This is a genomic window from Agromyces sp. NPDC057679 (assembly GCF_042799635.1).
In the GTDB taxonomy this organism is placed as follows: Bacteria; Actinomycetota; Actinomycetes; order Actinomycetales; family Microbacteriaceae; genus Agromyces.
On the sequence record NZ_JBHVIK010000002.1, the window covers coordinates 1,035,870 to 1,061,091 of the forward strand.

Sequence of the window (25,222 nt, forward strand, 5' to 3'; positions counted from 1 at the left end):
GAGCGCGGCTGCCACGTGGATCGGGGTCGTCGAGCGGGCCGAACCGGCCGGGCGCGCCGTCGCGGCGATCGCGCTCGGGCTCCGAGGCGATCGGGAACCGCGCATGGGGAGTGCTGCCCATTCTCGTGGCTCGCGGGCTGCGGTTAGTCTCATGGAGGTCGCCCGATCGGGTGGCGGAGGATTCTGATGGATGGGGTTGATGATGGCTGATTTCAAGGCGTCGTACGGTGAGATGGAGTCGATGGCCGGTCGTCTCGACTCGGGTCGTGAGGAGATCGGCGACGTGCTGCGTCGTCTGAAGGACGATGTCGACCGTCTCCTCGGTGACGACTTCAAGACGCAGCACGCGTCGGGCAAGTTCGGTGAGGGCTACACGGAGCTGACGACCGGTCTGGAGAAGGCGATCGAGGGCATCTCCGACATGGGCGAGTCGCTGCGCAAGATGATGCAGGCGATCAAGGACACCGACCAGGCACTCGCCGGCAACTAGTCCCCACGGCTCGGCGGGTGCGGCATCGGCCGCACCCGCCGAGAACCGTTCGGCCAGCCGAACGCCGCGCCCGCATCGAGAGGAACTGCTGATGGGCATGATCAGACTCGACCTCGCCGTGATCGGCGATGGGGCGCGCAACGCGAGTTCGCTCGCGAATGCCTTCGACGGCACCGACGGCGTCGCCGGGGCGGCCGCCGACGCGTGCGGTCACGGAGGCCTGGCGGGGTCGATCCGCGACTTCGAATCGACCTGGTCGCATCGCCGCGACGAGTTCGCCGAGCAGCTCGACACGGTCGCCTCGGCACTCGTCGCGGTGCACGACGCGTTCACCACGCTCGACCGCGATCTGGCATCGGAGGGGTGATGGACCCGATCCACGGAGAACCCGCGATCGTGCGCCGCAGCGGCGCACGTCTCGTCGACACCGCGGAGGCGATCCGCAGCGCGGTCGCCGAGCTCGAGGCGATCGCGAGCCCCGACGACATGCGCAGCCTCGCCCTCGACCGGATCCGGCGAGAAGCCGGCACCCTCGCCGGGGAGATCAGGCGAGCCGAATCCCGGTACTCCGAGACGGGCCGCGCGCTGCTCGACTTCGCGGCGGTCCACGAGCGCACGCAAGCCGACGCCGCGGCGGCGATCGACGACGCCGAGGCGGCCGAGGCCGCCGCCGATCGGGCTGCCGACGCGCGTCGTGCGGCGGCCCTCGAACTGCAGGCGCTCCCGCCCGCCGCGGAGGCCGACGAACGCCGGGCCGCCGAACGCCGGGTGGGCCGCGCCCGCGCCGCCGCCGACGAGCACGGCGCCGACGCGGCAGCCGCGCAGCGACGTCACGCCCAGGCCGTCGAGGAGTTCGAGCAGGCTGCCCGCCGGGCGATGGAACGCATCGAGAACGTCGTCGAGGGCAGCGACCTCAACGACTCGCTCTGGGACCGCTTCACCGGCGCCCTCGACGGGCTCTTCGACTTCGTGCGCGACGCGGTCAAGGCCGTCTTCGAGGCGATCACGGCGGTCGTCAAGGCCATCGTCGAGCTCATCACCGCGGTGCTCATCGTCCTCGCCGCGCTCGTCCTGCTCGGGGTGCTCGCACTGCTGGCGCTCGCGGTGCTCGCACTCGCGGTCGTCGCCCTGCTCGCGGCGATCGCGCTGATCGCGTTCGCCGCGATCGTGCTGCTGGCGATCGGCATGGCCCTCGTCGCGGTGGTGCTCCTGCTCGTCGCCCTCGTGACGGCGGCGTTGATCGGTCTGCTCCTCACCGTGGTCATGTTCACCGCGGTGAACCTCATGACCGGGATGGACCCGGTCGAAGCGCTCACCCAGGCCCTCATCGTGGCGTTGTTCACGCTCGCGCCCGCGCTCTGGCTCGTCGTGAAGCTCGCTTCGGGCGCCGAGACCGGAGACCCCGTCTTCGTCGATCGCACCGACGGGTGGAAGCCGCAACAGGACCAGGGCCTCGCCGACCTGTTCGAGGATCTTCAGGACATCGACGAGGCGGGCCACCTCGATCCGAACGACCCCGACACCAATCACGAGTCCGTCGTCCGCATCGTGCCGTGCCTGGCGGCGGACGGCACCATCGTCTACCGGATCCACATCCCGAGCACCCAGCAGTGGACACCGGGCGGCGAGAGCGGCAACGACGTCACGAGCGACATCGTGGCGAAGATGGATCAGGCCCAGCAGACGCAGCTCGAGAAGATGGTGATCGCGGCGATGCGGGAGCACGGCATCCCCCCGGGATCGCATGTGATGCTCGCCGGATGGAGCCTCGGCGGCATCACCGCGGGCAATCTCGCCTCGGACCCCGACTTCACGTCGACGTACAAGGTCGACGCGATCGCGGTCGCCGGGTCGTCGGTCGACGACCTCCCGATCCCGCCGAGCGTGCGTGTGCTCGACGTCTCGCACACGACCGATCCGGTGCCCCGCACCGAGAATCCCTGGGCGCCCGACTACTCGAATCAGCCGAACCGCTACAAGATCGACGTCCCGCCGCCGGGCGGCGCCGATGCGCTCGGTCACGACTCCGAGAAGTACAAGACGACCATGCAGAACCAGGTCGACGAGGGCGGGTCGTCGCAGGGCACGGCGTTCCTGGCCGACGACCCCGCCGCCGACGACGGCATCCAGGTCTCCGACTACTTCAGGAATCCGACGAGCAGCGTGGACTACGCGTACACGAGGGGCGACTAGATGCGGGCCCGAGGATTCCGACTGCTGCTCGGCGGTGCCGTCGTGCTCGCCGCGCTGACCGGGTGCACGTCGCCCACGACGGAGGGAACCGAGATGAAGATCGATGCGACGGCGATCGAGCGCGAGCTCGAGTCGATCGACGGGGTCGCCTCGGCGACGATCGGCACCGCGAGCGCCGGCACGCCGGGCTCGTACCGGCTCAGCGCGAAGATCGAGCTCGACGAGCAGGGCGACGCCGCTCTCGGAGAGGTGCTCATCGGCGCGGTGCGGGCGGTCGACGCGGGCGCCGACGGCTTCACGACGTACGCCTTCCACGTGGCCGCCCCCGATCCGGCCGGCGGGGATGCGCCCGCCGAGCTGCGGCTGTCGGAGCGGCGGTCCGAGATCCCGATCGAGGTCGGGGCCTACCGCGGCAGCGGGCTCGTCTTCACCGACGAGGAACTCGCCGAGGCCGCGGGGTGACGGCGGCACGGGCGGCGCTGGAGTTCCGGCTTCCGGGGGAGTGGTGGGAGGTGCCCCTCGGTTCGCCGGCGGAGGCCGCCGAGTCGATCCGCGAGCTCGTCCGGCGCCAGTACGGCCGACGCGATGACGACGCGGCGATCCGGGCGGCGCACCGGCGACGCCTGACGGATGCCGCGGGGCGGGCGATCTCCGCCGGCGCCACCCAGCAGCACATCGCGCTGCGCCTGGCGTCGCGGGCGACGCTCGCGACGACGCTCATCGAATACCGGCCGGCGCTTCCCCTCGGCGATCGCCCCGAACCGGCGCTCGTCGCGGAGCACCTCGTCGCCGGCCTCCTCGGGGGCACCGTGGGCCCCGACTCCGACCGTCTGTGGTCCGAGTTCGCCGAGGACGGGGGAGTGGCGTTCGAGAAGGGCGACTCGATCGTGCTGCGCCGCTCCCGTCTCGTGACCTCGGGTTCGGGCGACGATGAGGCCGAGGCGCTGCAGGTCGACTACTGGCTCACGGAGCCCGGCCGGCCGGCCGCGGTGCTCGTGGGGTTCTCGACGATCCTCGTCGACGCCGGGCCGTTGATGCTCGAGCTCTTCGACGCGATCGTCGCGGCGGCCGAGTGGCGCCCTGCGGAGCGCACGGGCGATCTGCGGGCCGAGCTCGCCTCCGGATGACGCGGCCGTCGGGCAGGCGTGCGATGCTGTCCGGATGAGACTCGAACTCGACGCCCCGAGCAGCGCCTGGGTGCGCGTGCCCACCGACCCGAGCGAGCGCGGCGAGGCCTGGGTCGACGAGGCGCTCGACGGCGTCCGTCGCCGGCACGCCGAGGCGACGGACGAGCAGCTCGATGCCGTTCGCCGGTGGCTGCCGCAGGCCCGCGAGCGCCTGCTGCCGGGCGCCTCGGTCGGACTCGTCCACCTGCCCGAGCCGGCGCCGTTCGGCCTCGTCGTGAGCATCGGCGTCTCCGAACCGCAGACCATCGAGGGCTCGCTCGTCCGGGCGCTGCTCGGCGACGCCGAGCTCGTCGGCCGTCCGGTCGTCGACCCCGTGGAGGTGCCCGGCATCGGCAGCGGCATCTCGGTCCGCTGCCTGTTCGCACCCGCCCCCGAGCGGAGGCCGGCCGCGGGCCTGGCGTACCTCCTCCAGGGGGAGCGGGCGACCGTGCGCGTCATGGCGAGCCCGGCCCCGCAGGAGCTCGTCGCGAGCGCCGCGCCGTCGCTCGCCAAGATCGTCGCGTCGCTGCGCCTCGTCGACTGAGCACTCGGGTGACCGAACCGGCGTAGCCTCGGGTCATGGCCGACGAATCGCGCGGGAGCGAACCGCAGCGCACGCGCGACGCATGGGTCGTCGCGAGCTTCGCCGCGGCGCTCGACCTCGCGCTCGTCGTCTGCGGATTCGGCTTCGTGAGCCTGCTGCTCGACCTCGAGGTCGTCGGGGACCCGTCGGTCGGCCTCCTCGTCGGGCCCGCGGCGGTCGGGGCATCCGTCGTGACGGTCTTCATCGCGCTGGGCGTGCTGCTGCGCCGCCCCGAACGCATGGCGGGCACCGTGATCGTCGCCGCGATCGCGAGCTGGCTCGCCTTCGTCGCGGTCGCCGCGATCGGGCACCTGCTCGGCTCCTCGTCGGCGGTGTTCGCGAGCCTGCGTTTCGCGTTGGTGCTGGGCTCCGGCTGGTTCGGCCTGCTCGTGCCCGCGTGCGCCGCGCTCACGGCGTCGCTCGCCGTCCTCGTCGCCCGTGGCCGGCGCGGCGGCATGGAGCGTCCGCGCTGGCCGTGGGAGCGCGACGAGGAGGAGTAGGGCCGCCGCCGGGGCGCTCTCCGAACGGCGCCGTGCTGCGGCGCGGCGCGCCACTCGTTCGCCGACTGGGCGCGCGGCGGCATCCGGCGCAGTATCGTGAACCCGATGGAGGGTTCGGTCGAGGCGCGCGTGAGCCACGAGGTCGACCGCTGGCTGCAGTGGCTGCCGCGGTGGCGACCCGGCACGCATCGTGCCCGCGTCCGACTCTGCCAGCGCTGCTTCGGTTCGCCGATCCTCACCGCGGCGGGCCTCGACGTCGACATCCCGCATCCGGTGCAGCACGCCTTCTCGATGCGCATGAAGGGCGTCATCGACGTCTCCGTCGACGACTACACCGCGCGCAACCTGCCGATGCTGCACCGCGAGATCCGACTCGCAGAAGAGCGCAAGGCGCGGCGCCCGTACCGCGCGGGGGAGGGCCTCGACCCCGAGTACCTCGGCCTCGAGGTCGACCCCGAGCCGGTGCCCGACCAGCCGTTCCTCTTCACGCTCGGCGGCCTCGAGGCCGTCACGGCGGCCGAGGCGAACGAGCCGGCGCCGCGCCCCTTCACCCTCGAGGAGAAGGAGGCGCTGCGCGAGGAGGTGCGACTCGCCGACGAGTTCGCCAAGCAGCTCGGTCGACGCATCTGCATCGAGCTCGCCCAGCATCGCTACCGCATCGGCAACGCGATCGAACGGCTCGTCGAGCCGCAGGTCGCCGAGATGCTCGCCGACCTCGACCGCGAGCTCGACGCCCCGGGGTGGCCGAGCTGACGCGCGGACCCGCGGCATCCACCGTCATTTGACCGCATCGTTACGTGGCATTACCATAGATCGGGTGTGTGCGCTCAGGCGCGCGCATTCGGGTGCCTGCGCTGTTCAGCGGGTCACCCCCACGGCATACCCACCATTGAAGGCTCCGCTGCTCTGCGGTGCCGGTGGGTCTGATGTGAAATCCATCACCGCTGTCACCGTGCAGCACCAACAAGGAGAAGCAGTGCCAACCATTCAGCAGTTGGTCCGCAAGGGTCGCTCGCCGAAGGTCACCAAGACCAAGGCTCCCGCCCTGAAGGCCAACCCCCAGCAGCGCGGCGTGTGCACGCGTGTGTACACCACCACCCCGAAGAAGCCGAACTCCGCGCTCCGCAAGGTCGCACGTGTGAAGCTCTCGAACGGCACCGAGGTCACCGCCTACATCCCCGGTGAGGGCCACAACCTGCAGGAGCACTCGATGGTGCTCGTTCGCGGCGGTCGTGTGAAGGACCTCCCGGGTGTCCGTTACAAGATCATCCGCGGCGCCCTCGACACGCAGGCCGTGAAGAACCGCAAGCAGGCTCGCAGCCGCTACGGCGCGAAGATGGAGAAGAAGTAATGCCTCGCAAGGGACCCGCTCCGAAGCGCCCCGTCGTCGCAGACCCCGTCTACGGCTCGCCGGTCGTCAGCCAGCTCGTCAACAAGATCCTCGTCGACGGCAAGAAGGACCTCGCGCAGCGCATCGTCTACGAAGCGCTCGAGAACGTCGCCGCCAAGTCCGGCCAGGACGCGGTCGCCACCCTCAAGAAGGCGCTCGACAACGTGCGCCCCACCCTCGAGGTGCGCTCGCGCCGCGTCGGCGGCTCGACCTACCAGGTCCCCGTCGAGGTCAAGCCCCACCGCGCGAACACCCTGGCGCTCCGCTGGCTCACCAGCTACGCCAAGGCCCGTCGCGAGAAGACCATGACCGAGCGTCTCACCAACGAGATCCTCGACGCGTCGAACAGCCTGGGTGCTGCGGTCAAGCGCCGCGAAGACACTCACAAGATGGCTGAGTCGAACCGCGCCTTCGCCCACTACCGCTGGTAGTCGGGCCGAGCGGATGCCTCGGCGCACGCCCGGGCATCCGCTCTCCCTCTCACTTCCGTTCCTGAACCTTCCGGAGGAACCCCCGTGGCACAAGACGTGCTCACCGACCTGAGCAAGGTCCGCAACATCGGCATCATGGCCCACATCGATGCCGGCAAGACCACCACCACCGAGCGCATCCTGTTCTACACGGGCGTCAACCACAAGCTCGGCGAGACGCACGACGGCGCCTCGACGACCGACTGGATGGAGCAGGAGAAGGAGCGCGGCATCACGATCACGTCTGCCGCCGTGACCTGCTTCTGGAACAAGAACCAGATCAACATCATCGACACCCCCGGCCACGTCGACTTCACCGTCGAGGTCGAGCGCTCGCTCCGCGTGCTCGACGGCGCCGTCGCCGTCTTCGACGGCAAGGAGGGCGTCGAGCCCCAGTCCGAGACGGTGTGGCGTCAGGCCGACAAGTACAACGTGCCGCGCATCTGCTTCGTCAACAAGATGGACAAGCTCGGTGCCGACTTCTACTTCACGGTCGACACGATCATCTCGCGCCTGGGCGCCAAGCCGCTCGTGCTGCAGCTCCCCATCGGTGCCGAGAACGACTTCATCGGTGTCATCGACCTCGTCGAGATGCGTGCCCTCGTGTGGCCGGGCGACGCCAAGGGCGACGTGACCATGGGCGCCAAGTACGAGGTCCAGGAGATCCCCGCCGACCTCAAGGAGAAGGCGGACGAGTACCGTCAGGCCCTCCTCGAGACCGTCGCCGAGACCGACGACGCGCTCCTCGAGAAGTTCTTCGGCGGCGAAGAGCTCACCGTCGCCGAGATCAAGGGCGCCATCCGCAAGATGGTCGTCAACTCGGAGATCTACCCCGTGCTCTGCGGCTCGGCGTTCAAGAACCGCGGTGTGCAGCCGATGCTCGACGCGGTCATCGACTACCTCCCGTCGCCGCTCGACGTCCCGGCCATCCAGGGCCGCAACCCGCGCAACGAGGACGAGGTCATCGAGCGTCACCCCGACGCCACCGACCCCTTCGCGGCGCTCGCGTTCAAGGTCGCGGTGCACCCCTTCTTCGGTCGTCTCACCTACGTGCGCGTCTACTCGGGTCAGCTCGACTCGGGTGCCCAGGTCGTCAACTCGACCAAGGGCAAGAAGGAGCGCATCGGCAAGATCTTCCAGATGCACGCCAACAAGGAGAACCCTGTCGACTCGGTCACCGCGGGCAACATCTACGCGGTCATCGGCCTGAAGGACACCACCACCGGTGACACCCTCTCCGACCCCGACAACCAGGTCGTCCTCGAGTCGATGACCTTCCCCGAGCCCGTCATCGAGGTCGCGATCGAGCCGAAGACGAAGGCAGACCAGGAGAAGCTCGGCACGGCGATCCAGAAGCTCGCCGAAGAGGACCCGACCTTCCGCACCGAGCTCAACCAGGAGACCGGCCAGACGGTCATCAAGGGCATGGGCGAGCTGCACCTCGACATCCTCGTCGACCGCATGAAGCGGGAGTTCAAGGTCGAGGCGAACGTCGGCAAGCCGCAGGTCGCCTACCGCGAGACGATCCGTCGCGCGGTCGAGCGCCACGACTACACCCACAAGAAGCAGACCGGTGGTTCGGGCCAGTTCGCGAAGATCCAGTTCGCGCTCGAGCCGCTCGAGGTCGAGGGCGACAAGATCTACGAGTTCTCGAACGAGGTCACGGGTGGTCGCATCCCCCGCGAGTACATCCCCTCGGTCGACGCGGGCTTCCAGGACGCCATGCAGTACGGCATCCTCGCCGGCTTCCCGATGGTGGGCGTCAAGGCGCGCCTCCTCGACGGTGCCGCCCACGACGTCGACTCCTCGGAGATGGCGTTCAAGATCGCCGGCTCGATGGGCTTCAAGGAAGCCGCTCGCAAGGCGAACCCCGTTCTGCTCGAACCGCTGATGAGCGTCGAGGTCCGTACTCCCGAGGAGTACATGGGCGACGTCATCGGCGACCTGAACTCGCGCCGCGGCCAGATCCAGTCCATGGAGGACGCCGCCGGTGTGAAGGTCGTGCGTGCGCACGTCCCGCTCTCGGAGATGTTCGGCTACATCGGTGACCTGCGGTCGAAGACCTCGGGCCGCGCGGTGTACTCGATGGAGTTCGAGAGCTACGCGGAGGTCCCGAAGGCTGTCGCCGACGAGATCGTCCAGAAGAACAAGGGCGAATAGCCCTGCCCGCACGAACCTTCCGGTTCGCGTAACATATCAACACAACCCCCGTAGGCCACCGGTCGCAATCCAGCGCCCGGCGGCTCTACACGAGTCCTGAGGAGGACCCACAGTGGCTAAGGCCAAGTTCGAGCGGACCAAGCCGCACGTCAACATCGGAACGATCGGTCACGTCGACCACGGCAAGACCACGCTCACCGCTGCGATCTCGAAGGTGCTTGCTGACAAGTACCCCTCGGCGACCAACGTTCAGCGCGACTTCGCGTCGATCGACTCGGCTCCCGAAGAGCGTCAGCGCGGCATCACGATCAACATCTCGCACGTCGAGTACGAGACGCCGAAGCGCCACTACGCGCACGTCGACGCCCCTGGTCACGCCGACTACATCAAGAACATGATCACCGGTGCGGCTCAGATGGACGGCGCGATCCTCGTGGTCGCCGCCACCGACGGCCCGATGGCTCAGACGCGTGAGCACGTGCTGCTCGCCAAGCAGGTCGGCGTGCCCTACCTGCTCGTCGCGCTCAACAAGAGCGACATGGTCGACGACGAGGAGATCCTGGAGCTCGTCGAGCTCGAGGTCCGCGAGCTGCTCTCGTCGCAGGGCTTCCCCGGCGACGACGCTCCGGTCGTTCGCGTCTCGGGCCTCAAGGCGCTCGAGGGCGACGAGAAGTGGGTCAACTCGGTTCTCGAGCTCATGGAGGCCGTCGACTCGTCCGTGCCCGACCCGGTGCGCGACCGCGACAAGCCGTTCCTCATGCCCGTCGAGGACGTCTTCACGATCACCGGCCGTGGCACGGTCGTCACGGGCCGCGCCGAGCGTGGCACGCTGAAGATCAACTCCGAGGTCGAGATCGTCGGCATCCGCCCGACGCAGAAGACCACCGTCACCGGTATCGAGATGTTCCACAAGCAGCTCGACGAGGCATGGGCCGGCGAGAACTGCGGTCTCCTGCTCCGCGGCACCAAGCGCGAGGACGTCGAGCGCGGCCAGGTCGTCGTGGCACCGGGTTCGGTCACCCCCCACACCAACTTCGAGGGCACTGCCTACATCCTCTCGAAGGACGAGGGCGGCCGTCACAACCCGTTCTACGCGAACTACCGTCCGCAGTTCTACTTCCGCACCACCGACGTCACCGGCGTCATCACGCTGCCCGAGGGCACCGAGATGGTCATGCCCGGCGACACCACTGACATGGTCGTCGAGCTGATCCAGCCGATCGCCATGGAGGAGGGCCTCGGCTTCGCCATCCGCGAGGGTGGCCGCACCGTCGGCGCCGGTACCGTCACGAAGATCATCAAGTAATCTTCGCGATACGCGACCTGTGAGGGGGTCGGGCTTCGGCCCGGCCCCCTTCGTCGTTCCCTCCGAGGGGTCGGGCCGGTCCCCGCGAGGGGTCCGGCCGGTATCGATCTCTTGGGCTCCGGCCCCTTCGTCGTCCCCTCCGAGGGGTGACCTCGCGAAACTCACCCTTGGGCGAACGATCGCCTTCACCGTAGGGTTGAGCCGATGGCTGCTTCACCCCCGCCATTCGCTCGATCCACGGTACGTCCCGAGATCCAGGCTCTCCGGGCCGTCGCCGTGGGGGCGGTTGTGCTCCATCACGGTTGGCCGGCCGTGGCGCCCGCCGGTTACATGGGCGTCGACGTCTTCTTCGTCGTCTCCGGGTTCCTCATCACCGGGCTCCTCATGCGGGAGATCGAGCGATCGGGCCGCCTCTCACTGCGCGACTTCTACCTGCGCAGGGCCCGCCGCATCCTGCCCGCGGCGATCGCGACCCTCGCGGCCGTCTCGGCGCTCACCCTGCTGCTGGTCCCGCAGCGCGAGTGGCGTTCGTGGTTCCGCGAGATCGTCGCGGCCACCCTCTACTACGAGAACTGGCAGCTGGCCGTCGACTCCCAGATCCCTCAGCGAGCCGATCTCGAATCGACGCCCGTCCAGCACTTCTGGTCGCTGTCGGTCGAGGAGCAGTTCTACCTCTTCTGGCCGCTGCTCATCATCGTCGCGCTCTGGATCGCGGCCCGGCGGGGCACGGCATCCACCGTCGTGGTGCTCGTGATGCTGTCGGTCGTCACTGTCGCCTCGTTCGTGCACTCGGTGCTCCTCACCGCGCAGGATCCGAATCTCGCCTACTTCTCGACCTTCGCCCGCACCTGGGAGTTCGGCGTCGGCGGGATCCTCGCGATCGTGAGCCGCGCGCCGCTCACCCGCATGGCGGGGGTGCGCTCCGTCGTCTCATGGGCGGGGCTCGTGCTCATCGTGGTGCCGATCGTCGCCTTCCGTTCGCCCGAGGTGTTCCCGGGCCTCGTGGTGCTGATCCCGGTGGTGGGCACGCTCGGGGTCATCTGGGCTGGCATGCCGGAGCGCGCCTGGTCGCCCGCGCGCGTCGCCCGGCTGCGTCCGGTGCAGTGGACGGGCGACGTCTCGTACTCGCTGTACCTCTGGCACTGGCCGATCTTCATGTTCACCCCGTACCTGACCGGGATGCCGAGCCCGCCGTGGCTGATGGTGATCCTCGTCGCGGTGTCGGTGCTCGTCGCGGGGCTGTCGAAGCGCTGGATCGAGGATCCGTTCCGCCAGGGCCGCCGCGGGCTCGGGCTTCGCCCCGTGTTCCTGCTGAGCGGGCTCGCCGGACTCATCGCCGTCATCGTGGGGGCCGGCGTCGTCGCTCCGAGCATGGCGGGCGAGCGCGCGGCGGCGTGCGAGACCTCCGTCGAGGAGTGAGCTGCGGCCGGCGCGGCTACGCCGGGGAACCGTCGATGGTGGTGTCGAGCTCGATGCTGTCCTCGACGCTGCGCGCCACGGTGCATCCCCGCTCGATCGCCCGCGCCATGATCTCGATGAGCTTGGTGCGATCGGATGCCTCGAGCCCGCCGAGATCGACGAGCAGCTCCTCCTCGACGCGGGTGTACCGGTTCGTGTCGGGGTCGCTCATGCCGTGCGCCCAGATCGTGATCGCGTAGTCGTCGCCGAGCCGCCGGGCCGCGACCCGGTCGGTGCTGAGTCCCGCGCAGCCGATGAGGGCGAGCTTCAGCAGCTCGCCCGGCGAGAAGTGCTCGCCCTCGAGCTCGTCGCCGCCGATGCGCACCGTGGCGCCGCGCTCGTTCAGCCCCTCGTAGCTGCGGGGGCCGGTGCGGGTGACCGAGACGCTGCCCGGTCCGATCCGATCGCTGACCTGATGTGCGTGCTCGCTCATTGCGCCTCCAGACGGGGTCGTGGCCCCTCCACCCATCATGCGGCATCCCGCGGATCGGGGCCGCTTCCTGCGACGTCCCTGTGAGGAGAGGCGGGCGCGACACGCCCGGGTTGCACGGACGTCCCGACTGTGGCAAACTCGTTGAGTTCAACATTTCGAACGCGTGCCCTCGTGCGCGCGTTCGAATCACTGTCAGGCAGTGCATAACCACCCGAAGCGCAGCTCCGGGGTCAGGTTAGGCGGCAGGCAGCAGAACACACAACCGACAACCACCTGGCACGGGCCTTCCCGTGCTGCGTGCGCGCCGGTTGGGGCTCGAAGGTCGAGCGTGTCGAGGGCACCGCCCCGGGTCATCCGGGCGGGTGGCTTCGACAGGCTCGATCACCGGCCTTTGACAGAAGAACAGTGGTGCTTCACACGGAGTAGCTACGCGGCGTCCGATGCCCTCGGAAGGGGTAAGACGCCTTGACAGAGAGAGAGTCAGCAATGGCGGGACAGAAGATCCGCATTCGACTGAAGTCGTATGACCACGAGGTCATCGACACCTCGGCGCGCAAGATCGTCGACACGGTGACCCGCGCGGGCGCCACGGTCGTCGGCCCCGTGCCGCTTCCGACGGAGAAGAACGTGGTGTGCGTCATCCGCTCGCCCCACAAGTACAAGGACAGCCGCGAGCACTTCGAGATGCGCACCCACAAGCGCCTCATCGACATCGTGGACCCGACGCCCAAGGCCGTCGACTCGCTGATGCGTCTCGACCTGCCGGCCGACGTCAACATCGAGATCAAGCTCTGAGGTAACAGATGTCTTCCGCTACCAAGAACGTGAAGGGTCTGCTCGGCACCAAGCTCGGCATGACCCAGGTCTGGGATGAGAACAACAAGCTCGTTCCCGTCACCGTCATCGAGATCGCCCCGAACGTGGTCACCCAGCTCCGCACCGTCGAGAAGGACGGCTACGAGGCCGTGCAGATCGCCGCAGGCGCCATCGACCCGCGCAAGGTCAACCAGCCCGCCGCCGGCCACTTCCAGGCCGCAGGCGTGACTCCCCGCCGTCACGTGACCGAGGTCCGCACCGCGGACGCCGCGTCGTACGAGCTCGGCCAGGAGCTCGCGGTCGAGGGCGCCTTCGAGGCCGGCCAGCTCGTCGACGTCGTCGGCACGAGCAAGGGCAAGGGCTTCGCCGGTGTCATGAAGCGCCACAACTTCAAGGGCGTCTCGGCTTCGCACGGTTCGCACCGCAACCACCGCAAGCCCGGTTCGATCGGTGCTTCGTCGACCCCCAGCCGTGTCTTCAAGGGCATGCGCATGGCCGGTCGCATGGGTGGCGAGCGCGTGACCGTGCTGAACCTCCGCGTCCACGCCGTCGACGCCGAGAAGGGCCTGCTGCTCGTCAAGGGCGCGGTTCCCGGTGCTCGCGGCCGTCTCGTTTTCGTCCGCAACGCAGTGAAGGGGGCGTAGTCCATGGCTACCGCCAACACCATCGACGTGCTCGACGCGACCGGCAAGAAGTCCGGCTCGTTCGAGCTGCCCGCCGAGCTCTTCGACGTGCAGACCAACGTCCCGCTCATCCACCAGGTCGTCGTCGCGCAGCTCGCTGCGGCACGCCAGGGTACGCACAAGACCAAGACCCGCGGCGAGGTCTCGGGCGCCGGTCGCAAGCCGTTCAAGCAGAAGGGCACCGGCCGCGCTCGTCAGGGCTCGATCCGCGCTCCGCACATGACCGGCGGTGGCGTCGTGCACGGCCCGCAGCCGCGCGACTACTCGCAGCGGACCCCCAAGAAGATGATCGCCGCGGCTCTCCTCGGCGCCCTCTCCGACCGCGCCCGCGGCGGCCGCATCCACGCGGTCTCCGGGTTCGTCCCCGGTGAGGCCCCCCGCACGAAGGACGCGATCGCGCTCCTCGGCGGCATCGCCCCGGCCAAGCACTTCCTGATCGTGCTCACGCGCGACGAGGAGCTCGCCGAGCGCGCCGTCCGCAACATCCCGACCGTGCACGTGCTGCCGGTCGACCAGCTCAACGCCTACGACGTGCTCGTCGCCGACGACATCGTCTTCAGCGCCGCCGCGCTCGAGGCCTTCGTGGCCGCGAAGTCGGCGAAGAAGGAAGAGGTCTCCGCATGAGCGCCGCACACAACAAGGACCCGCGCGACATCATCATCGCGCCGGTCGTCTCGGAGAAGAGCTACGGCCTGATCGACGAGGGCAAGTACACGTTCACCGTGGACCCCCGCTCGAACAAGACCGAGATCAAGCTCGCCATCGAGAAGATCTTCAACGTCCAGGTGGCGTCGATCAACACCCTGAACCGCCAGGGCAAGACCCGCCGCACCCGGTTCGGCATGGGCAAGCGCAAGGACACGAAGCGCGCGATCGTCACCCTCAAGTCCGGCTCGATCGACATCTTCACGGCTGTCGGCTAAGGAGCAGAGGTAGAAAATGGCTATTCGTAAGTACAAGCCCACGACCCCGGGTCGTCGCGGTTCGTCGGTCGCCGACTTCGCGGAGATCACGCGTTCGACTCCTGAGAAGTCGCTGCTCCGCCCCCTGTCGAAGACCGGTGGTCGCAACAACCAGGGTCGCATCACGACCCGTCACATCGGTGGTGGCCACAAGCGCCAGTACCGCGTGATCGACTTCCGTCGCAACGACAAGGACGGCGTCAACGCCAAGGTCGCGCACATCGAGTACGACCCCAACCGCACCGCGCGCATCGCGCTGCTGCACTTCGTCGACGGCACGAAGCGTTACATCCTGGCTCCGAACAAGCTCTCGCAGGGCGACATCGTCGAGTCGGGCCCGAACGCCGACATCAAGCCGGGCAACAACCTGCCGCTGAAGAACATCCCCACCGGTACCGTCGTGCACGCCATCGAGCTGCGCCCCGGTGGCGGTGCCAAGATGGCTCGCTCGGCCGGCGCCTCGGTGCGTCTCGTCGCCAAGGACGGCCCCTACGCGCAGCTCCGTCTGCCCTCGGGCGAGATCCGCAACGTCGACGCGCGCTGCCGCGCGACCGTCGGCGAGGTCGGCAACGCCGAGCAGTCGAACATCAACTGGGGCAAGGCCGGCCGCAAGCGCTGGAAGGGCGTCCGCCCGACCGTGCGTGGTGTCGCGATGAACCCGATCGACCACCCGCACGGTGGTGGTGAGGGCAAGACCTCCGGTGGTCGTCACCCGGTCAGCCCCTGGGGCAAGTCCGAGGGCCGCACTCGTCGCCCCAACAAGGAAAGCGACAAGCTCATCGTCCGTCGTCGCACCGTCGGCAAGAAGCGCAAGTAGGAGTAAGAGAAGATGCCTCGCAGTCTCAAGAAGGGCCCCTTCGTCGACGAGCACCTGCTTCGCAAGGTCGTCGTCCAGAACGAAGCCGGTTCGAAGAACGTCATCAAGACGTGGTCGCGCCGCTCGATGATCATCCCGGCCATGCTCGGGCACACGATCGCCGTGCACGACGGCCGCAAGCACATCCCGGTGTTCGTCACCGAGACCATGGTGGGTCACAAGCTCGGCGAGTTCGCCCCCACCCGCACCTTCCGTGGTCACGTGAAGGACGACAAGAAGGGCCGCCGCCGCTGACGCGGTGGCGTGAAGGAGGAAAGAAATGGTGGAGTCGATCGCACGCGTGCGTCACATCCGCGTGACCCCCATGAAGGCCCGTCGTGTCGTCAACATGATCCGCGGCAAGCAGGCTCAGGAGGCCCTGGCCATCCTGAAGTTCGCCCCCCAGGGTGCGAGCGAGCCCGTGTACAAGCTCGTCGCCTCGGCCATCGCGAACGCTCGCGTCAAGGCCGATGCAACGAACACCTATCTGGACGAGCAGGACCTCTACATCAGCCGCGCATTCGTCGATGAGGGCACCACCCTCAAGCGATTCCAGCCGCGTGCGCAGGGTCGTGCCTTCCGCATCAACAAGCGAACGAGCCACATCACCGTCGTGCTCGCCACGCCCGAGGAGGGTACGAAGTAATGGGTCAGAAGGTCAACCCGTACGGCTTCCGTCTCGGCATCACCACCGACCACGTGTCGCGGTGGTTCTCCGACTCGACGAAGCCCGGACAGCGCTACGCCGACTACCTCGCCGAGGATGTCAAGATCCGTCGTCTGCTCCAGACGTCGCTCGACCGCGCGGGTGTCTCGCGCATCGAGATCGAGCGCACCCGCGACCGCGTCCGCGTGGACATCCACACGGCGCGTCCCGGCATCGTGATCGGCCGCCGCGGCGCCGAGGCCGAGCGCATCCGCGCCGACCTCGAGAAGCTCACCGGCAAGCAGATCCAGCTCAACATCCTCGAGGTCAAGAACCCCGAGGCCGACGCCCAGCTCGTCGCGCAGGGCATCGCCGAGCAGCTCTCCGCTCGCGTGGCGTTCCGCCGCGCGATGCGCAAGGGCCTGCAGGGCGCGCAGCGCGCCGGCGCCAAGGGTGTCCGCATCCAGGTGTCGGGCCGTCTCGGCGGCGCCGAGATGAGCCGCTCGGAGTTCTACCGCGAAGGCCGTGTGCCCCTGCACACGCTCCGCGCGAACATCGACTACGGCTTCTACGAGGCCAAGACCACCTTCGGCCGCATCGGCGTGAAGGTCTGGATCTACAAGGGCGACATCACCAACAAGGAACTCGCGCGCGAGCAGGCGGCCCAGAAGCCGTCCCGCGACCGCAACGACCGTCCCCGTCGCGACCGCGCCCCCAAGGCCGAGCCGGCGACCGCAGGAGTTGAGGCATAACCATGTTGATTCCCCGTCGAGTCAAGTACCGCAAGCAGCACCACCCCGGCCGCTCGGGCCAGGCCACCGGTGGCACCAAGGTGTCGTTCGGTGAGTACGGCATCCAGGCGCTGACGCCCGCTTACGTGACCAACCGTCAGATCGAGTCCGCTCGTATCGCGATGACGCGTCACATCAAGCGTGGCGGCAAGGTGTGGATCAACATCTACCCCGACCGTCCGCTCACGAAGAAGCCGGCCGAAACCCGCATGGGTTCCGGTAAGGGTTCGCCCGAGTGGTGGGTCGCCAACGTCAAGCCGGGTCGCGTCCTCTTCGAGGTCTCGGGCGTCTCCGAGGAGCTCGCCCGCGAAGCCATGACCCGTGCCATCCACAAGCTGCCCCTCAAGGCACGCATCATCAAGCGCGAGGAGGGCGACGCATAATGGCCGTCGGCACCAAGGAGCTCAGCCCCGCAGAGCTCGACACCTTTGAAGACGAGCGACTCGTCGACGAGCTGAAGAAGGCCAAGGAAGAGCTGTTCAACCTGCGCTTCCAGTCGGCCACCGGTCAGCTCGAGAGCCACGGCCGCCTCCGTGCGGTCAAGCGCGACATCGCCCGCATCTACACGGTCATCCGTGAGCGCGAGCTCGGCATCCGTGCCACGCCCGCGCCGGTCGAGGCGGCCCCCGCCAAGGCCGAGAAGAAGACGAAGAAGGCCAAGGCCGAGGCGGATGCCCCGGCTGACGCCGCAGAGACGAAGGAGGCCTGATCATGGCTGAGACCAAGAAGGCTGCGAAGCCCGCGGTCGAAACTGCGACCGACCTCGCGGAGTCCACCGAGGTGCGCGGCTACCGCAAGGTTCGCCGCGGCTACGTCGTCAGCGACAAGATGGAGAAGACCATCGTCGTCGAGGTCGAGGACCGCGTGAAGCACCCGCTGTACGGCAAGGTCATCCGCCGTACCTCGAAGGTCAAGGCGCACGACGAGCAGAACACCGCCGGCATCGGCGACCTCGTCGTGATCAGCGAGACCCGCCCCCTTTCCGCCACGAAGCGCTGGCGTCTCGTCGAGATCGTCGAGAAGGCCAAGTAAGCCTCGGGCTTGCTTGAAAGAAGGAGTTCGAAGTGCTTCAGCAGGAATCACGAGTCAAGGTCGCCGACAACACCGGCGCCAAGGAGCTGCTCACGATCCGCGTTCTCGGCGGTTCGAAGCGTCGTTACGCCGGTGTCGGTGACGTCATCGTCGCGACCGTCAAGGACGCTATCCCCGGCGGCAACGTCAAGAAGGGCGATGTGGTCAAGGCCGTCATCGTCCGCACCGTCAAGGAGACCCGTCGTCCCGACGGCTCGTACATCAAGTTCGACGAGAACGCCGCGGTCATCCTGAAGAACGACGGTGACCCCCGCGGCACCCGTATCTTCGGGCCGGTCGGTCGCGAGCTTCGCGACAAGAAGTTCATGAAGATCATCTCGCTGGCACCGGAGGTGCTGTAAAAACATGGCCAACATCAAGAAGGGCGACCTCGTCCAGGTCATCTCGGGCCGCAGCCAGGCTCGCGGCGGAGACCGCGGCAAGCAGGGCAAGGTCCTCGAGGTGCTCGTCGCCGAGAACCGCGTCGTCGTCGAAGGCGTGAACTTCGTCACGAAGCACGTGCGCGTCGGTCAGACGCAGCGCGGCTCGAAGACCGGCGGCATCGAGACCCACGAGGCGCCGATCCACGTTTCGAACGTCGCGATCGTCGACCCCGAGACGAAGAAGCCGACCCGCGTCGGCTTCCGCACCGAGCAGGTGACGAAGGACGGCGTCACGAAGACCGTCCGCGTCCGCTACGCCAAGAAGTCAGGTAAGGACCTGTAATGACCGACACGGCTACGCAGGCTGGCAAAATCCAGCCGCGACTGAAGACCAAGTACCGCGGCGAGATCGCCAAGGGCCTCACCGAGCAGTTCGAGTACACGAACCCGCACCAGGTGCCCGGCCTCGTGAAGATCGTCGTGAACATGGGTGTCGGCGAGGCCGCCCGCGATGGCAAGGTCATCGACGGCGCGATCGCCGACCTCATCAAGATCACCGGCCAGAAGCCGCAGGTGACCAAGGCCCGCAAGTCGATCGCGCAGTTCAAGCTGCGCGAGGGTCAGCCGATCGGTGCGCACGTCACGCTCCGCGGCGACCGCATGTGGGAGTTCCTCGACCGCCTGCTCTCGCTCGCCCTGCCCCGCATCCGCGACTTCCGCGGACTCAGCGACCAGCAGTTCGACGGCAACGGCAACTACACCTTCGGCCTCACGGAGCAGTCGATGTTCCACGAGATCGACCAGGACAAGATCGACCGCGTTCGCGGCATGGACATCACCGTGGTGACCACCGCCAAGAACGACGACGAGGGTCGCGCGCTGCTCAAGGCGCTCGGCTTCCCGTTCAAGTCGGCCGACAACGCGTAGTAGACTCTACGAGTTTGTGCTCGCATTCGCCGGTCTCCGTTCACTCGGAGGCCGGCGGGTGCGGGACTTCGGTCTCATGCAATCGCTGAGGCCACACCACAGGTCAGTCCCCGTGTAACGGGTCCTGAAACCTGGTGAACGTAAGGAACGAATCGTCATGACGATGACCGACCCGGTCGCTGACATGCTGACCCGCCTGCGGAATGCGAACTCCGCGCACCACGACTCCGTGTCGATGCCCAACTCGAAGCTCAAGGCGCACATCGCCGAGATCCTGAAGCTCGAGGGCTACATCGCCGACTTCGAGGTCACCGACGCTCGCGTGGGCAAGACCCTCACGCTGAAGCTCAAGTTCGGCCCGAACCGCGAGCGCTCGATCGCCGGTATCAAGCGCGTCTCGAAGCCCGGCCTCCGCGTGTACGCGAAGTCGACCGAGCTGCCCAAGGTCCTCGGCGGCCTCGGCGTCGCGATCCTGTCCACTTCCAGCGGTCTGCTGACCGACCGCCAGGCCGAGAAGAAGGGCGTGGGTGGGGAAGTCCTCGCCTACGTGTGGTAAATCCATGTCACGAATCGGACGACTCCCCATCGACATCCCCGCGGGTGTCGACGTCAAGATCGACGGCTCGGCCGTCACCGTCAAGGGCCCGAAGGGCGAGCTCTCGCTCAACGTCGCGTCCCCCATCGAGGTCAAGCTCGAGGAGAACCAGGTCGTCGTGACCCGTCCCGACGACGAGCGCGCCTCGCGTTCGCTCCACGGCCTCACGCGCACCCTCATCGCCAACGACATCATCGGTGTCACCGAGGGCTACTCCAAGGGCCTCGAGATCGTCGGCACCGGCTACCGCGTCGCGCAGAAGGGCAGCGCCGTCGAGTTCGCGCTCGGCTTCTCGCACCCGGTCACGGTCGAGGCTCCCGAGGGCATCACGCTGACCGTCGAGGGCAACAACAAGATCACGGTCGCCGGCATCTCGAAGCAGGCCGTCGGCGAGACCGCCGCCAACATCCGCAAGATCAAGAAGCCCGAGCCGTACAAGGGCAAGGGCATCCGCTACGCCGGCGAGGTCGTGCGTCGCAAGGCCGGAAAGTCAGGTAAGTAATCATGGCTGTGAAGAGCAAGACGGCCGCGCGTTCGCGCCGCCACACCCGCCTTCGCAAGAAGATCGTCGGCACGGAGCTCCGCCCCCGTCTCGTCGTCACCCGCTCGGCCCGCCACGTCTTCGTGCAGGTCGTCGACGACGCCAAGGGTCACACCGTCGCGTCGGCGTCGACCATGGAGGCCGACCTCCGTGCGTTCGACGGTGACAAGACCGCCAAGGCGAAGAAGGTCGGCGAACTCGTCGCCGAGCGCGCCAAGCAGGCCGGTGTCGACTCCGTCGTGTTCGACCGCGGCGGCAACAAGTACGCCGGTCGCGTCGCAGCGATCGCCGATGGAGCGCGAGAGGCAGGACTGAGCCTGTGAGCGAGAACACTGTGAAGGAGACCGAGGTGACCGCAGAGGCACCCGTCGAGACGGCAGCGGCGTCCGAGCCCGCCCGCAACGAGCGCGACTCGCGCCGTGGCGGCGGTCGCGACCGCAACCAGGGCCGTGACCGTGGTGGTCGCGACGCTGAGAAGAGCCAGTTCCTCGAGCGCGTCGTCACCATCAACCGCGTGTCGAAGGTCGTCAAGGGCGGCCGTCGCTTCAGCTTCACGGCGCTCGTCGTCGTGGGTGACGGCAACGGGCTCGTCGGCGTCGGCTACGGCAAGGCGCGCGAGGTTCCGACCGCGATCTCGAAGGGCGTCGAGGAGGCGAAGAAGAACTTCTTCCGCGTTCCCCGCGTCGGTTCGACCATCCCCCACCCCGTTCAGGGTGAGGCTGCCGCCGGTGTGGTGCTCCTGCGCCCGGCGTCGCCCGGTACCGGTGTCATCGCCGGTGGTCCGGTCCGCGCCGTGCTCGAGTGCGCCGGCATCCACGACGTGCTCTCGAAGTCGCTCGGCTCGTCGAACACGATCAACATCGTGCACGCCACGGTCGAGTCGCTGAAGCAGCTCGAGGAGCCCCGTGCGGTCGCCGCCCGTCGTGGTCTCGACTACGACGAGGTCGCCCCCGCGCGCCTCATCCGTGCCGAGGCACAGGCGGCCGAGGCCGCCGCAGCAGCGAAGGCAGGTGCCTGATGACCAAGCAGCTGAAGGTGACCCAGATCAAGTCCAAGGTGAGCGAGAAGCAGTACCAGCGTGACACGCTGCGCAGCCTCGGGCTCAAGCGAATCGGCCAGTCGGTCGTGCGTGAGGACACCCCGCAGAACCGCGGGTACGTCAACACCGTCGCTCACCTCGTGAAGGTTGAGGAGATTGACTAATGGCTGACGAGAAGAACGACGCCACCACCGAGGCCCCCAAGAAGGCCCCGGCGAAGAAGGCCGCCGCGAAGCCCGCCGCCGAGAAGGCCGCCCCCAAGGCGGCTGCAGCGACGAAGGCTCCGGCCAAGGCCGCTGCCGCGAAGGCCGACGACGCGAAGGCCGAGAAGGCCCCCGCGAAGAAGGCTCCCGCGAAGAAGGCGGCCCCCAAGGCCGACGTCGCGGAGAAGCGCGAGCAGGTGCTGAAGGTCCACCACCTCCGCCCCGCTCCCGGTGCCAAGAAGGACAAGACCCGCGTCGGACGCGGTGAGGGTTCGAAGGGCAAGACCGCCGGTCGCGGCACCAAGGGTTCGAAGGCCCGCAACAACATCCGCCCCGGCTTCGAGGGTGGCCAGCTTCCGTACCACATGCGTGCGCCGAAGCTCCGCGGCTTCAAGAACCCGTTCCGCGTCGAGTACCAGGTCGTCAACCTCGACAAGCTCGCCGAGCTCTACCCGAAGGGCGGCGATGTCACCATCGCCGACCTCATCGAGAAGGGCGCCGTGCGCAAGAACGAGCGCGTCAAGGTGCTCGGCAACGGCGACATCCAGGTGAAGCTCAACGTGGCCGTCGACAAGGTCTCCGGCTCGGCCGAGCAGAAGATCGTCGCCGCCGGCGGCTCGGTCAAGTAAGACCGAAACACGATTGGTTCGAGCCAGTCGGGACCTCGCGTAGGATAAGCGGGGTCTCGACTGGCTCGAGTCGTATAACGAACCAACTCCCTGCGCGGCGCAGACGCATCGCACGGAGCAACAGGAGGACGAGTGTTCAACGCCATCGGGCGGATCTTCCGCACGCCGGATCTTCGCCGCAAGCTCGGGTTCACGCTGGGCATCGTGGCCCTGTTCCGGCTCGGATCCTTCATTCCCGCGCCGTTCGTCGACTTCGGCAACGTGCAGCAGTGTCTCGCGGCGAACCAGGCCGCCGGGGCATCCGGGCTCTACGATCTCGTGAACCTCTTCTCGGGCGGTGCACTGCTGCAGCTCTCGATCTTCGCGCTGGGCATCATGCCGTACATCACCGCGTCGATCATCGTGCAGCTGCTGCGCGTGGTCATCCCTCACTTCGAGACCCTCTACAAGGAGGGCCAGGCGGGCCAGGGCAAGCTCACCCAGTACACCCGCTACCTGACCATCGCCCTCGGCGTGCTGCAGTCGACGACGCTCATCACGGTCGCGCGCTCGGGTGCGCTCTTCCCGAACAGCGACCCCTCGTGCTCGGCGCTGATCACGAACGACGCGTGGTACGCGATCCTGCTCATGGTCATCACCATGACCGCCGGTACCGGCCTCATCATGTGGATGGGCGAGCTCATCACCGAGCGCGGCATCGGCAACGGCATGTCGCTCCTCATCTTCACCTCGATCGCCGCGACCTTCCCGGGCTCGCTCTGGGCGATCGGCATCGCCCGCGGCTGGGACATCTTCGCGATCGTCCTCCTCATCGGTCTCGCGATCGTCGTCGCGGTCGTCTTCGTCGAGCAGAGCCAGCGGCGCATCCCGGTGCAGTACGCGAAGCGCATGGTCGGACGCCGCACGTACGGCGGCAACAACACGTACATCCCGATCAAGGTCAACATGGCCGGCGTCGTGCCCGTCATCTTCGCCTCGTCGCTGCTGTACCTGCCCGCGCTCATCGCGCAGTTCAACCAGCCGGCCGCCGGTGAGGACCCGCAGCCGTGGGTGCTCTGGATCACGAACTACCTGACCAAGGGCGACCACCCGCTCTACATGCTGCTGTACTTCCTGCTCATCGTCGGCTTCACGTACTTCTACGTCGCGATCACCTTCAACCCCGACGAGGTGGCCGAGAACATGAAGAAGTACGGCGGCTTCATCCCCGGCATCCGCGCGGGCCGTCCGACGGCCGAGTACCTCGACTACGTGCTCACCCGCATCACGGCGCCCGGCTCGCTCTACCTCGGCCTGGTCGCGCTGATCCCGCTGATCGCGTTCGTCTGGGTCGGTGCCAACCAGAACTTCCCGTTCGGCGGCGCATCCATCCTGATCATCGTCGGCGTCGGCCTCGAGACGGTCAAGCAGATCGACGCCCAACTCCAGCAGCGACACTACGAAGGACTTCTCCGATGACGCCAGCCGCCTCGAACGGCACCGACGCCACCAGCTCCGCCCGCTTCCTGATCGTCGGCCCCCAGGGCTCAGGCAAGGGGACCCAGGGCGTGCTCATCGCGGAGGCGTTCGGAGTGCCGCAGGTCGCCACCGGCGACATCTTCCGCGCCAACGTCGCGGGCGGCACCGAACTCGGCAAGCGGGTTCAGGCGATCATCGAGGCGGGCGACCTCGTGCCCGACGCGCTCACCAGCGAGCTGGTGCGCGACCGTCTCGCGCAGGCGGATGCCGCGGAGGGCTTCCTGCTCGACGGCTACCCCCGCAACCGCGGACAGGTCGACGACCTCGACGCGTTCCTCACCGGGCGCGGCGAGGCGCTCGACGCCGTGATCGAGCTGGAGGTGCCGCGCGAGGAGTCGATCACGCGCATCCACCAGCGCGCGGTCGAGCAGGGCCGCACCGACGACACCGAAGAGGTCATCGCGAACCGTCTGGCGATCTACGAGCGCGAGACGGCGCCGATCCTCGACGTCTACCGCGAACGCGGCCTCGTCGTCCGCATCGACGGCGTCGGCACGCTCGCCGAGGTCACGGGGCGCATCTTCGAGGCGCTCGCCGCTCGGGGCCTCGCGCCCCGGCACCCCGGCGCCGCGGCCTGACCCACGTGTTCCGGCGTTCGATCTACAAGTCGCCGGCCCAGCTGCGCTCGATGGTCGCGGCGGGCCGCGCGACGGCCGCGGCGCTCGGTGAGGCCCGGCGCCTCGCCGTGGTCGGCGCGACCGGCCTCGAGCTCGACGCCGCGGCGGAGCGAACCATCACGGCCGCCGGCGGTCGTTCGAACTTCAAGCTCGTCCCCGGGTATCGCCACACCCTGTGCGTCTCGGTGAACGACGACGTCGTGCACGGCATCCCGGGCGACCGGCGGTTCCAGCCGGGCGACATCATCTCGGTCGACGGCGGCGCCGAGGTCGACGGCTGGAACGGCGACTCGGCGTTCACGATCGTGCTGCCCGACCCGTCGCGGCCCGAGATCGTCGCGGCACGCGAGACGCTGTCGAAGGTCACCGAGCAGGCGCTCTGGCACGGCATCGCGACCCTCGCCCGCGCCTCCCACCTCAACGAGGTGGGAGCGGCGATCGAGGACTACGTGCGCGGCGAGGGGGAGTACGGCATCCTCACCGACTACGTGGGGCACGGCATCGGCCGCACGATGCACGAAGAGCCGCCGGTGTTCAACTACCGCGTCGACCGCCGGGGCCCCGCCGTGAAGCCGGGCCTCGTCGTCGCGATCGAGCCGATGCTCGTCGCCGGCGCGATCGACAGCTTCGTGCGCGACGACGACTGGACCGTCACGACGGCCGACGGCGCCGATGCCGCGCACTGGGAGCACAGCGTCGCCGTGCACGCCGGGGGCATCTGGGTGCTCACGGCGCCCGACGGCGGGGCCGAGGGCCTCGCTCCCTTCGGTATCGTGCCGACCCCGATCGACTGAGC

37 protein-coding genes are annotated in these 25,222 nt (G+C 68.3%); 36 read left to right on the forward strand and 1 reads right to left on the reverse strand.

Annotation, left to right across the window (positions count from 1 at the left end; translation table 11 throughout):
• Positions 1-199 precede the first annotated feature (199 nt).
• The 13 genes from ACFVAJ_RS11675 to ACFVAJ_RS11735 all read left to right on the forward strand — a co-directional run bounded on the left by ACFVAJ_RS11675 (position 200) and on the right by ACFVAJ_RS11735 (position 11,677).
• Positions 200-490 carry a WXG100 family type VII secretion target gene (locus ACFVAJ_RS11675; protein WP_246192102.1) on the forward strand — a complete coding sequence of 97 codons (291 nt, stop codon included), beginning with the start codon at positions 200-202 and terminating at the stop codon, positions 488-490.
• Between the two features lie 91 nt (positions 491-581).
• Entirely contained in the window at positions 582-857 is a 276-nt protein-coding gene (locus ACFVAJ_RS11680) for a hypothetical protein (RefSeq protein ID WP_376944275.1), read from the forward strand.
• Entirely contained in the window at positions 857-2,683 is a 1,827-nt protein-coding gene (locus tag ACFVAJ_RS11685) for a hypothetical protein (RefSeq protein ID WP_376944278.1), read from the forward strand. Before ACFVAJ_RS11680 ends, ACFVAJ_RS11685 begins: the two co-directional genes overlap by 1 nt.
• Positions 2,684-3,145, forward strand: a complete 462-nt coding sequence (locus ACFVAJ_RS11690) for a hypothetical protein (protein ID WP_376944281.1) — start codon at positions 2,684-2,686, stop codon at positions 3,143-3,145. It abuts the gene before it with no gap.
• Positions 3,142-3,810 carry a hypothetical protein gene (locus ACFVAJ_RS11695; protein ID WP_376944283.1) on the forward strand — a complete coding sequence of 223 codons (669 nt, stop codon included), beginning with the start codon at positions 3,142-3,144 and terminating at the stop codon, positions 3,808-3,810. Before ACFVAJ_RS11690 ends, ACFVAJ_RS11695 begins: the two co-directional genes overlap by 4 nt.
• Before the next feature lie 34 nt (positions 3,811-3,844).
• Positions 3,845-4,393, forward strand: coding sequence for a hypothetical protein (locus ACFVAJ_RS11700; protein WP_376944285.1), 549 nt, complete (start codon positions 3,845-3,847; stop codon positions 4,391-4,393).
• A 35-nt stretch (positions 4,394-4,428) separates the two neighbouring features.
• The gene (locus ACFVAJ_RS11705) at positions 4,429-4,932 is read left to right on the forward strand and encodes a DUF6121 family protein (RefSeq protein ID WP_376944287.1); all 504 of its coding nucleotides are present in this window, start codon (positions 4,429-4,431) and stop codon (positions 4,930-4,932) included.
• 105 nt (positions 4,933-5,037) lie between these two features.
• Complete coding sequence (locus ACFVAJ_RS11710; protein WP_376944289.1) at positions 5,038-5,685, forward strand: spermidine/putrescine ABC transporter substrate-binding protein; 648 nt, start codon at positions 5,038-5,040, stop codon at positions 5,683-5,685.
• A 223-nt stretch (positions 5,686-5,908) separates the two neighbouring features.
• Complete coding sequence (gene rpsL, locus ACFVAJ_RS11715; protein ID WP_022889720.1) at positions 5,909-6,283, forward strand: 30S ribosomal protein S12; 375 nt, start codon at positions 5,909-5,911, stop codon at positions 6,281-6,283.
• A complete protein-coding gene (gene rpsG / locus ACFVAJ_RS11720; protein ID WP_022889721.1) occupies positions 6,283-6,753 on the forward strand; it encodes a 30S ribosomal protein S7 in 471 nt (156 codons plus the stop codon). The genes rpsL and rpsG overlap by 1 nt, the downstream gene beginning before the upstream one ends.
• A gap of 84 nt (positions 6,754-6,837) precedes the next feature.
• Positions 6,838-8,952, forward strand: a complete 2,115-nt coding sequence (gene fusA / locus ACFVAJ_RS11725) for an elongation factor G (protein ID WP_376944291.1) — start codon at positions 6,838-6,840, stop codon at positions 8,950-8,952.
• Between the two features lie 112 nt (positions 8,953-9,064).
• Positions 9,065-10,258: an elongation factor Tu gene (gene tuf / locus ACFVAJ_RS11730; RefSeq protein ID WP_376944293.1), complete on the forward strand. Its 1,194-nt coding sequence runs from the start codon at positions 9,065-9,067 to the stop codon at positions 10,256-10,258.
• Positions 10,259-10,462: 204 nt separating this feature from the next.
• Positions 10,463-11,677, forward strand: a complete 1,215-nt coding sequence (locus ACFVAJ_RS11735) for an acyltransferase family protein (RefSeq protein WP_376944296.1) — start codon at positions 10,463-10,465, stop codon at positions 11,675-11,677.
• A 16-nt stretch (positions 11,678-11,693) separates the two neighbouring features.
• Here the strand turns inward: ACFVAJ_RS11735 and ACFVAJ_RS11740 are convergent, their stop codons facing one another.
• Positions 11,694-12,149, reverse strand: coding sequence for an OsmC family protein (locus tag ACFVAJ_RS11740; protein WP_376944298.1), 456 nt, complete (start codon positions 12,147-12,149; stop codon positions 11,694-11,696).
• 486 nt (positions 12,150-12,635) lie between these two features.
• Here ACFVAJ_RS11740 and rpsJ point away from each other — a divergent pair, with 486 nt between their 5' ends.
• From rpsJ to map, 23 genes are all read left to right on the forward strand, one after another.
• Positions 12,636-12,944, forward strand: coding sequence for a 30S ribosomal protein S10 (gene rpsJ / locus ACFVAJ_RS11745; RefSeq protein ID WP_017201594.1), 309 nt, complete (start codon positions 12,636-12,638; stop codon positions 12,942-12,944).
• A gap of 8 nt (positions 12,945-12,952) precedes the next feature.
• On the forward strand, positions 12,953-13,609 hold the full coding sequence (gene rplC / locus ACFVAJ_RS11750; protein ID WP_376944300.1) for a 50S ribosomal protein L3: 657 nt from the start codon (positions 12,953-12,955) through the stop codon (positions 13,607-13,609).
• A 3-nt stretch (positions 13,610-13,612) separates the two neighbouring features.
• Positions 13,613-14,272 carry a 50S ribosomal protein L4 gene (rplD, locus tag ACFVAJ_RS11755; protein ID WP_376944302.1) on the forward strand — a complete coding sequence of 220 codons (660 nt, stop codon included), beginning with the start codon at positions 13,613-13,615 and terminating at the stop codon, positions 14,270-14,272.
• Positions 14,269-14,571: a 50S ribosomal protein L23 gene (gene rplW, locus ACFVAJ_RS11760; RefSeq protein ID WP_022889726.1), complete on the forward strand. Its 303-nt coding sequence runs from the start codon at positions 14,269-14,271 to the stop codon at positions 14,569-14,571. The genes rplD and rplW overlap by 4 nt, the downstream gene beginning before the upstream one ends.
• A gap of 16 nt (positions 14,572-14,587) precedes the next feature.
• Positions 14,588-15,427: a 50S ribosomal protein L2 gene (gene rplB / locus ACFVAJ_RS11765; protein ID WP_157423218.1), complete on the forward strand. Its 840-nt coding sequence runs from the start codon at positions 14,588-14,590 to the stop codon at positions 15,425-15,427.
• Positions 15,428-15,439: 12 nt separating this feature from the next.
• Entirely contained in the window at positions 15,440-15,721 is a 282-nt protein-coding gene (gene rpsS, locus ACFVAJ_RS11770) for a 30S ribosomal protein S19 (RefSeq protein WP_022889728.1), read from the forward strand.
• Positions 15,722-15,746: 25 nt separating this feature from the next.
• Positions 15,747-16,112, forward strand: coding sequence for a 50S ribosomal protein L22 (gene rplV, locus ACFVAJ_RS11775; protein WP_026378675.1), 366 nt, complete (start codon positions 15,747-15,749; stop codon positions 16,110-16,112).
• Positions 16,112-16,864: a 30S ribosomal protein S3 gene (gene rpsC / locus ACFVAJ_RS11780; RefSeq protein ID WP_157423219.1), complete on the forward strand. Its 753-nt coding sequence runs from the start codon at positions 16,112-16,114 to the stop codon at positions 16,862-16,864. The genes rplV and rpsC overlap by 1 nt, the downstream gene beginning before the upstream one ends.
• 2 nt (positions 16,865-16,866) lie before the next feature.
• Entirely contained in the window at positions 16,867-17,286 is a 420-nt protein-coding gene (rplP, locus tag ACFVAJ_RS11785) for a 50S ribosomal protein L16 (protein ID WP_022889731.1), read from the forward strand.
• Positions 17,286-17,612, forward strand: a complete 327-nt coding sequence (gene rpmC / locus ACFVAJ_RS11790; RefSeq protein ID WP_376944304.1) for a 50S ribosomal protein L29 — start codon at positions 17,286-17,288, stop codon at positions 17,610-17,612. Before rplP ends, rpmC begins: the two co-directional genes overlap by 1 nt.
• Positions 17,613-17,614: 2 nt before the next feature.
• Positions 17,615-17,935 (forward strand): 30S ribosomal protein S17, encoded by a 321-nt coding sequence (gene rpsQ, locus ACFVAJ_RS11795; protein WP_376944306.1) that lies wholly within the window; start codon positions 17,615-17,617, stop codon positions 17,933-17,935.
• A 32-nt stretch (positions 17,936-17,967) separates the two neighbouring features.
• Positions 17,968-18,336, forward strand: coding sequence for a 50S ribosomal protein L14 (gene rplN / locus ACFVAJ_RS11800; RefSeq protein WP_157423221.1), 369 nt, complete (start codon positions 17,968-17,970; stop codon positions 18,334-18,336).
• Between the two features lie 4 nt (positions 18,337-18,340).
• Complete coding sequence (gene rplX, locus ACFVAJ_RS11805) at positions 18,341-18,700, forward strand: 50S ribosomal protein L24 (protein ID WP_376944308.1); 360 nt, start codon at positions 18,341-18,343, stop codon at positions 18,698-18,700.
• Positions 18,700-19,284 (forward strand): 50S ribosomal protein L5, encoded by a 585-nt coding sequence (gene rplE / locus ACFVAJ_RS11810; RefSeq protein ID WP_376944310.1) that lies wholly within the window; start codon positions 18,700-18,702, stop codon positions 19,282-19,284. Before rplX ends, rplE begins: the two co-directional genes overlap by 1 nt.
• 157 nt (positions 19,285-19,441) lie before the next feature.
• Complete coding sequence (rpsH, locus tag ACFVAJ_RS11815) at positions 19,442-19,840, forward strand: 30S ribosomal protein S8 (RefSeq protein WP_022889737.1); 399 nt, start codon at positions 19,442-19,444, stop codon at positions 19,838-19,840.
• A 4-nt stretch (positions 19,841-19,844) separates the two neighbouring features.
• The gene (rplF, locus tag ACFVAJ_RS11820) at positions 19,845-20,381 is read left to right on the forward strand and encodes a 50S ribosomal protein L6 (protein WP_376944312.1); all 537 of its coding nucleotides are present in this window, start codon (positions 19,845-19,847) and stop codon (positions 20,379-20,381) included.
• A 2-nt stretch (positions 20,382-20,383) separates the two neighbouring features.
• Positions 20,384-20,743 (forward strand): 50S ribosomal protein L18, encoded by a 360-nt coding sequence (gene rplR, locus ACFVAJ_RS11825; protein ID WP_376944314.1) that lies wholly within the window; start codon positions 20,384-20,386, stop codon positions 20,741-20,743.
• Positions 20,740-21,438: a 30S ribosomal protein S5 gene (gene rpsE, locus ACFVAJ_RS11830; protein ID WP_157423227.1), complete on the forward strand. Its 699-nt coding sequence runs from the start codon at positions 20,740-20,742 to the stop codon at positions 21,436-21,438. The genes rplR and rpsE overlap by 4 nt, the downstream gene beginning before the upstream one ends.
• A complete protein-coding gene (gene rpmD, locus ACFVAJ_RS11835; RefSeq protein ID WP_376944316.1) occupies positions 21,438-21,623 on the forward strand; it encodes a 50S ribosomal protein L30 in 186 nt (61 codons plus the stop codon). Before rpsE ends, rpmD begins: the two co-directional genes overlap by 1 nt.
• Positions 21,623-22,291, forward strand: a complete 669-nt coding sequence (rplO, locus tag ACFVAJ_RS11840; RefSeq protein ID WP_376944318.1) for a 50S ribosomal protein L15 — start codon at positions 21,623-21,625, stop codon at positions 22,289-22,291. The genes rpmD and rplO overlap by 1 nt, the downstream gene beginning before the upstream one ends.
• 132 nt (positions 22,292-22,423) lie before the next feature.
• Positions 22,424-23,749: a preprotein translocase subunit SecY gene (gene secY, locus ACFVAJ_RS11845; protein WP_376944320.1), complete on the forward strand. Its 1,326-nt coding sequence runs from the start codon at positions 22,424-22,426 to the stop codon at positions 23,747-23,749.
• Positions 23,746-24,387: an adenylate kinase gene (locus ACFVAJ_RS11850; RefSeq protein WP_376944322.1), complete on the forward strand. Its 642-nt coding sequence runs from the start codon at positions 23,746-23,748 to the stop codon at positions 24,385-24,387. The genes secY and ACFVAJ_RS11850 overlap by 4 nt, the downstream gene beginning before the upstream one ends.
• A 5-nt stretch (positions 24,388-24,392) precedes the next feature.
• Positions 24,393-25,220, forward strand: a complete 828-nt coding sequence (gene map, locus ACFVAJ_RS11855) for a type I methionyl aminopeptidase (RefSeq protein WP_376944324.1) — start codon at positions 24,393-24,395, stop codon at positions 25,218-25,220.
• Positions 25,221-25,222: the final 2 nt, after the last annotated feature.

What these genes read in the sequence shown, in the direction of transcription:
- rplC (WP_376944300.1), top strand. Translation starts at nt 12,953, where the DNA reads ATGTCTTCCGCTACCAAGAACGTGAAGGGTCTGCTCGGCACCAAGCTC.
- ACFVAJ_RS11700 (WP_376944285.1), top strand. Translation starts at nt 3,845, where the DNA reads ATGAGACTCGAACTCGACGCCCCGAGCAGCGCCTGGGTGCGCGTGCCC.
- rplR (WP_376944314.1), top strand. Translation starts at nt 20,384, where the DNA reads ATGGCTGTGAAGAGCAAGACGGCCGCGCGTTCGCGCCGCCACACCCGC.
- ACFVAJ_RS11675 (WP_246192102.1), top strand. Translation starts at nt 200, where the DNA reads ATGATGGCTGATTTCAAGGCGTCGTACGGTGAGATGGAGTCGATGGCC.
- rplF (WP_376944312.1), top strand. Translation starts at nt 19,845, where the DNA reads ATGTCACGAATCGGACGACTCCCCATCGACATCCCCGCGGGTGTCGAC.
- rplO (WP_376944318.1), top strand. Translation starts at nt 21,623, where the DNA reads ATGGCTGACGAGAAGAACGACGCCACCACCGAGGCCCCCAAGAAGGCC.
- rpsC (WP_157423219.1), top strand. Translation starts at nt 16,112, where the DNA reads ATGGGTCAGAAGGTCAACCCGTACGGCTTCCGTCTCGGCATCACCACC.
- rplD (WP_376944302.1), top strand. Translation starts at nt 13,613, where the DNA reads ATGGCTACCGCCAACACCATCGACGTGCTCGACGCGACCGGCAAGAAG.
- rplE (WP_376944310.1), top strand. Translation starts at nt 18,700, where the DNA reads ATGACCGACACGGCTACGCAGGCTGGCAAAATCCAGCCGCGACTGAAG.
- rplB (WP_157423218.1), top strand. Translation starts at nt 14,588, where the DNA reads ATGGCTATTCGTAAGTACAAGCCCACGACCCCGGGTCGTCGCGGTTCG.
- ACFVAJ_RS11680 (WP_376944275.1), top strand. Translation starts at nt 582, where the DNA reads ATGGGCATGATCAGACTCGACCTCGCCGTGATCGGCGATGGGGCGCGC.
- ACFVAJ_RS11690 (WP_376944281.1), top strand. Translation starts at nt 2,684, where the DNA reads ATGCGGGCCCGAGGATTCCGACTGCTGCTCGGCGGTGCCGTCGTGCTC.
- rpsG (WP_022889721.1), top strand. Translation starts at nt 6,283, where the DNA reads ATGCCTCGCAAGGGACCCGCTCCGAAGCGCCCCGTCGTCGCAGACCCC.
- rplX (WP_376944308.1), top strand. Translation starts at nt 18,341, where the DNA reads ATGGCCAACATCAAGAAGGGCGACCTCGTCCAGGTCATCTCGGGCCGC.
- ACFVAJ_RS11850 (WP_376944322.1), top strand. Translation starts at nt 23,746, where the DNA reads ATGACGCCAGCCGCCTCGAACGGCACCGACGCCACCAGCTCCGCCCGC.
- rpsQ (WP_376944306.1), top strand. Translation starts at nt 17,615, where the DNA reads ATGGCTGAGACCAAGAAGGCTGCGAAGCCCGCGGTCGAAACTGCGACC.
- rpmD (WP_376944316.1), top strand. Translation starts at nt 21,438, where the DNA reads ATGACCAAGCAGCTGAAGGTGACCCAGATCAAGTCCAAGGTGAGCGAG.
- rpsJ (WP_017201594.1), top strand. Translation starts at nt 12,636, where the DNA reads ATGGCGGGACAGAAGATCCGCATTCGACTGAAGTCGTATGACCACGAG.
- ACFVAJ_RS11685 (WP_376944278.1), top strand. Translation starts at nt 857, where the DNA reads ATGGACCCGATCCACGGAGAACCCGCGATCGTGCGCCGCAGCGGCGCA.
- rpsS (WP_022889728.1), top strand. Translation starts at nt 15,440, where the DNA reads ATGCCTCGCAGTCTCAAGAAGGGCCCCTTCGTCGACGAGCACCTGCTT.
- rpsH (WP_022889737.1), top strand. Translation starts at nt 19,442, where the DNA reads ATGACGATGACCGACCCGGTCGCTGACATGCTGACCCGCCTGCGGAAT.
- ACFVAJ_RS11740 (WP_376944298.1), bottom strand. Translation starts at nt 12,149, where the DNA reads ATGAGCGAGCACGCACATCAGGTCAGCGATCGGATCGGACCGGGCAGC.
- ACFVAJ_RS11705 (WP_376944287.1), top strand. Translation starts at nt 4,429, where the DNA reads ATGGCCGACGAATCGCGCGGGAGCGAACCGCAGCGCACGCGCGACGCA.
- rplV (WP_026378675.1), top strand. Translation starts at nt 15,747, where the DNA reads ATGGTGGAGTCGATCGCACGCGTGCGTCACATCCGCGTGACCCCCATG.
- ACFVAJ_RS11735 (WP_376944296.1), top strand. Translation starts at nt 10,463, where the DNA reads ATGGCTGCTTCACCCCCGCCATTCGCTCGATCCACGGTACGTCCCGAG.
- ACFVAJ_RS11710 (WP_376944289.1), top strand. Translation starts at nt 5,038, where the DNA reads ATGGAGGGTTCGGTCGAGGCGCGCGTGAGCCACGAGGTCGACCGCTGG.
- rplW (WP_022889726.1), top strand. Translation starts at nt 14,269, where the DNA reads ATGAGCGCCGCACACAACAAGGACCCGCGCGACATCATCATCGCGCCG.
- rplP (WP_022889731.1), top strand. Translation starts at nt 16,867, where the DNA reads ATGTTGATTCCCCGTCGAGTCAAGTACCGCAAGCAGCACCACCCCGGC.
- rpmC (WP_376944304.1), top strand. Translation starts at nt 17,286, where the DNA reads ATGGCCGTCGGCACCAAGGAGCTCAGCCCCGCAGAGCTCGACACCTTT.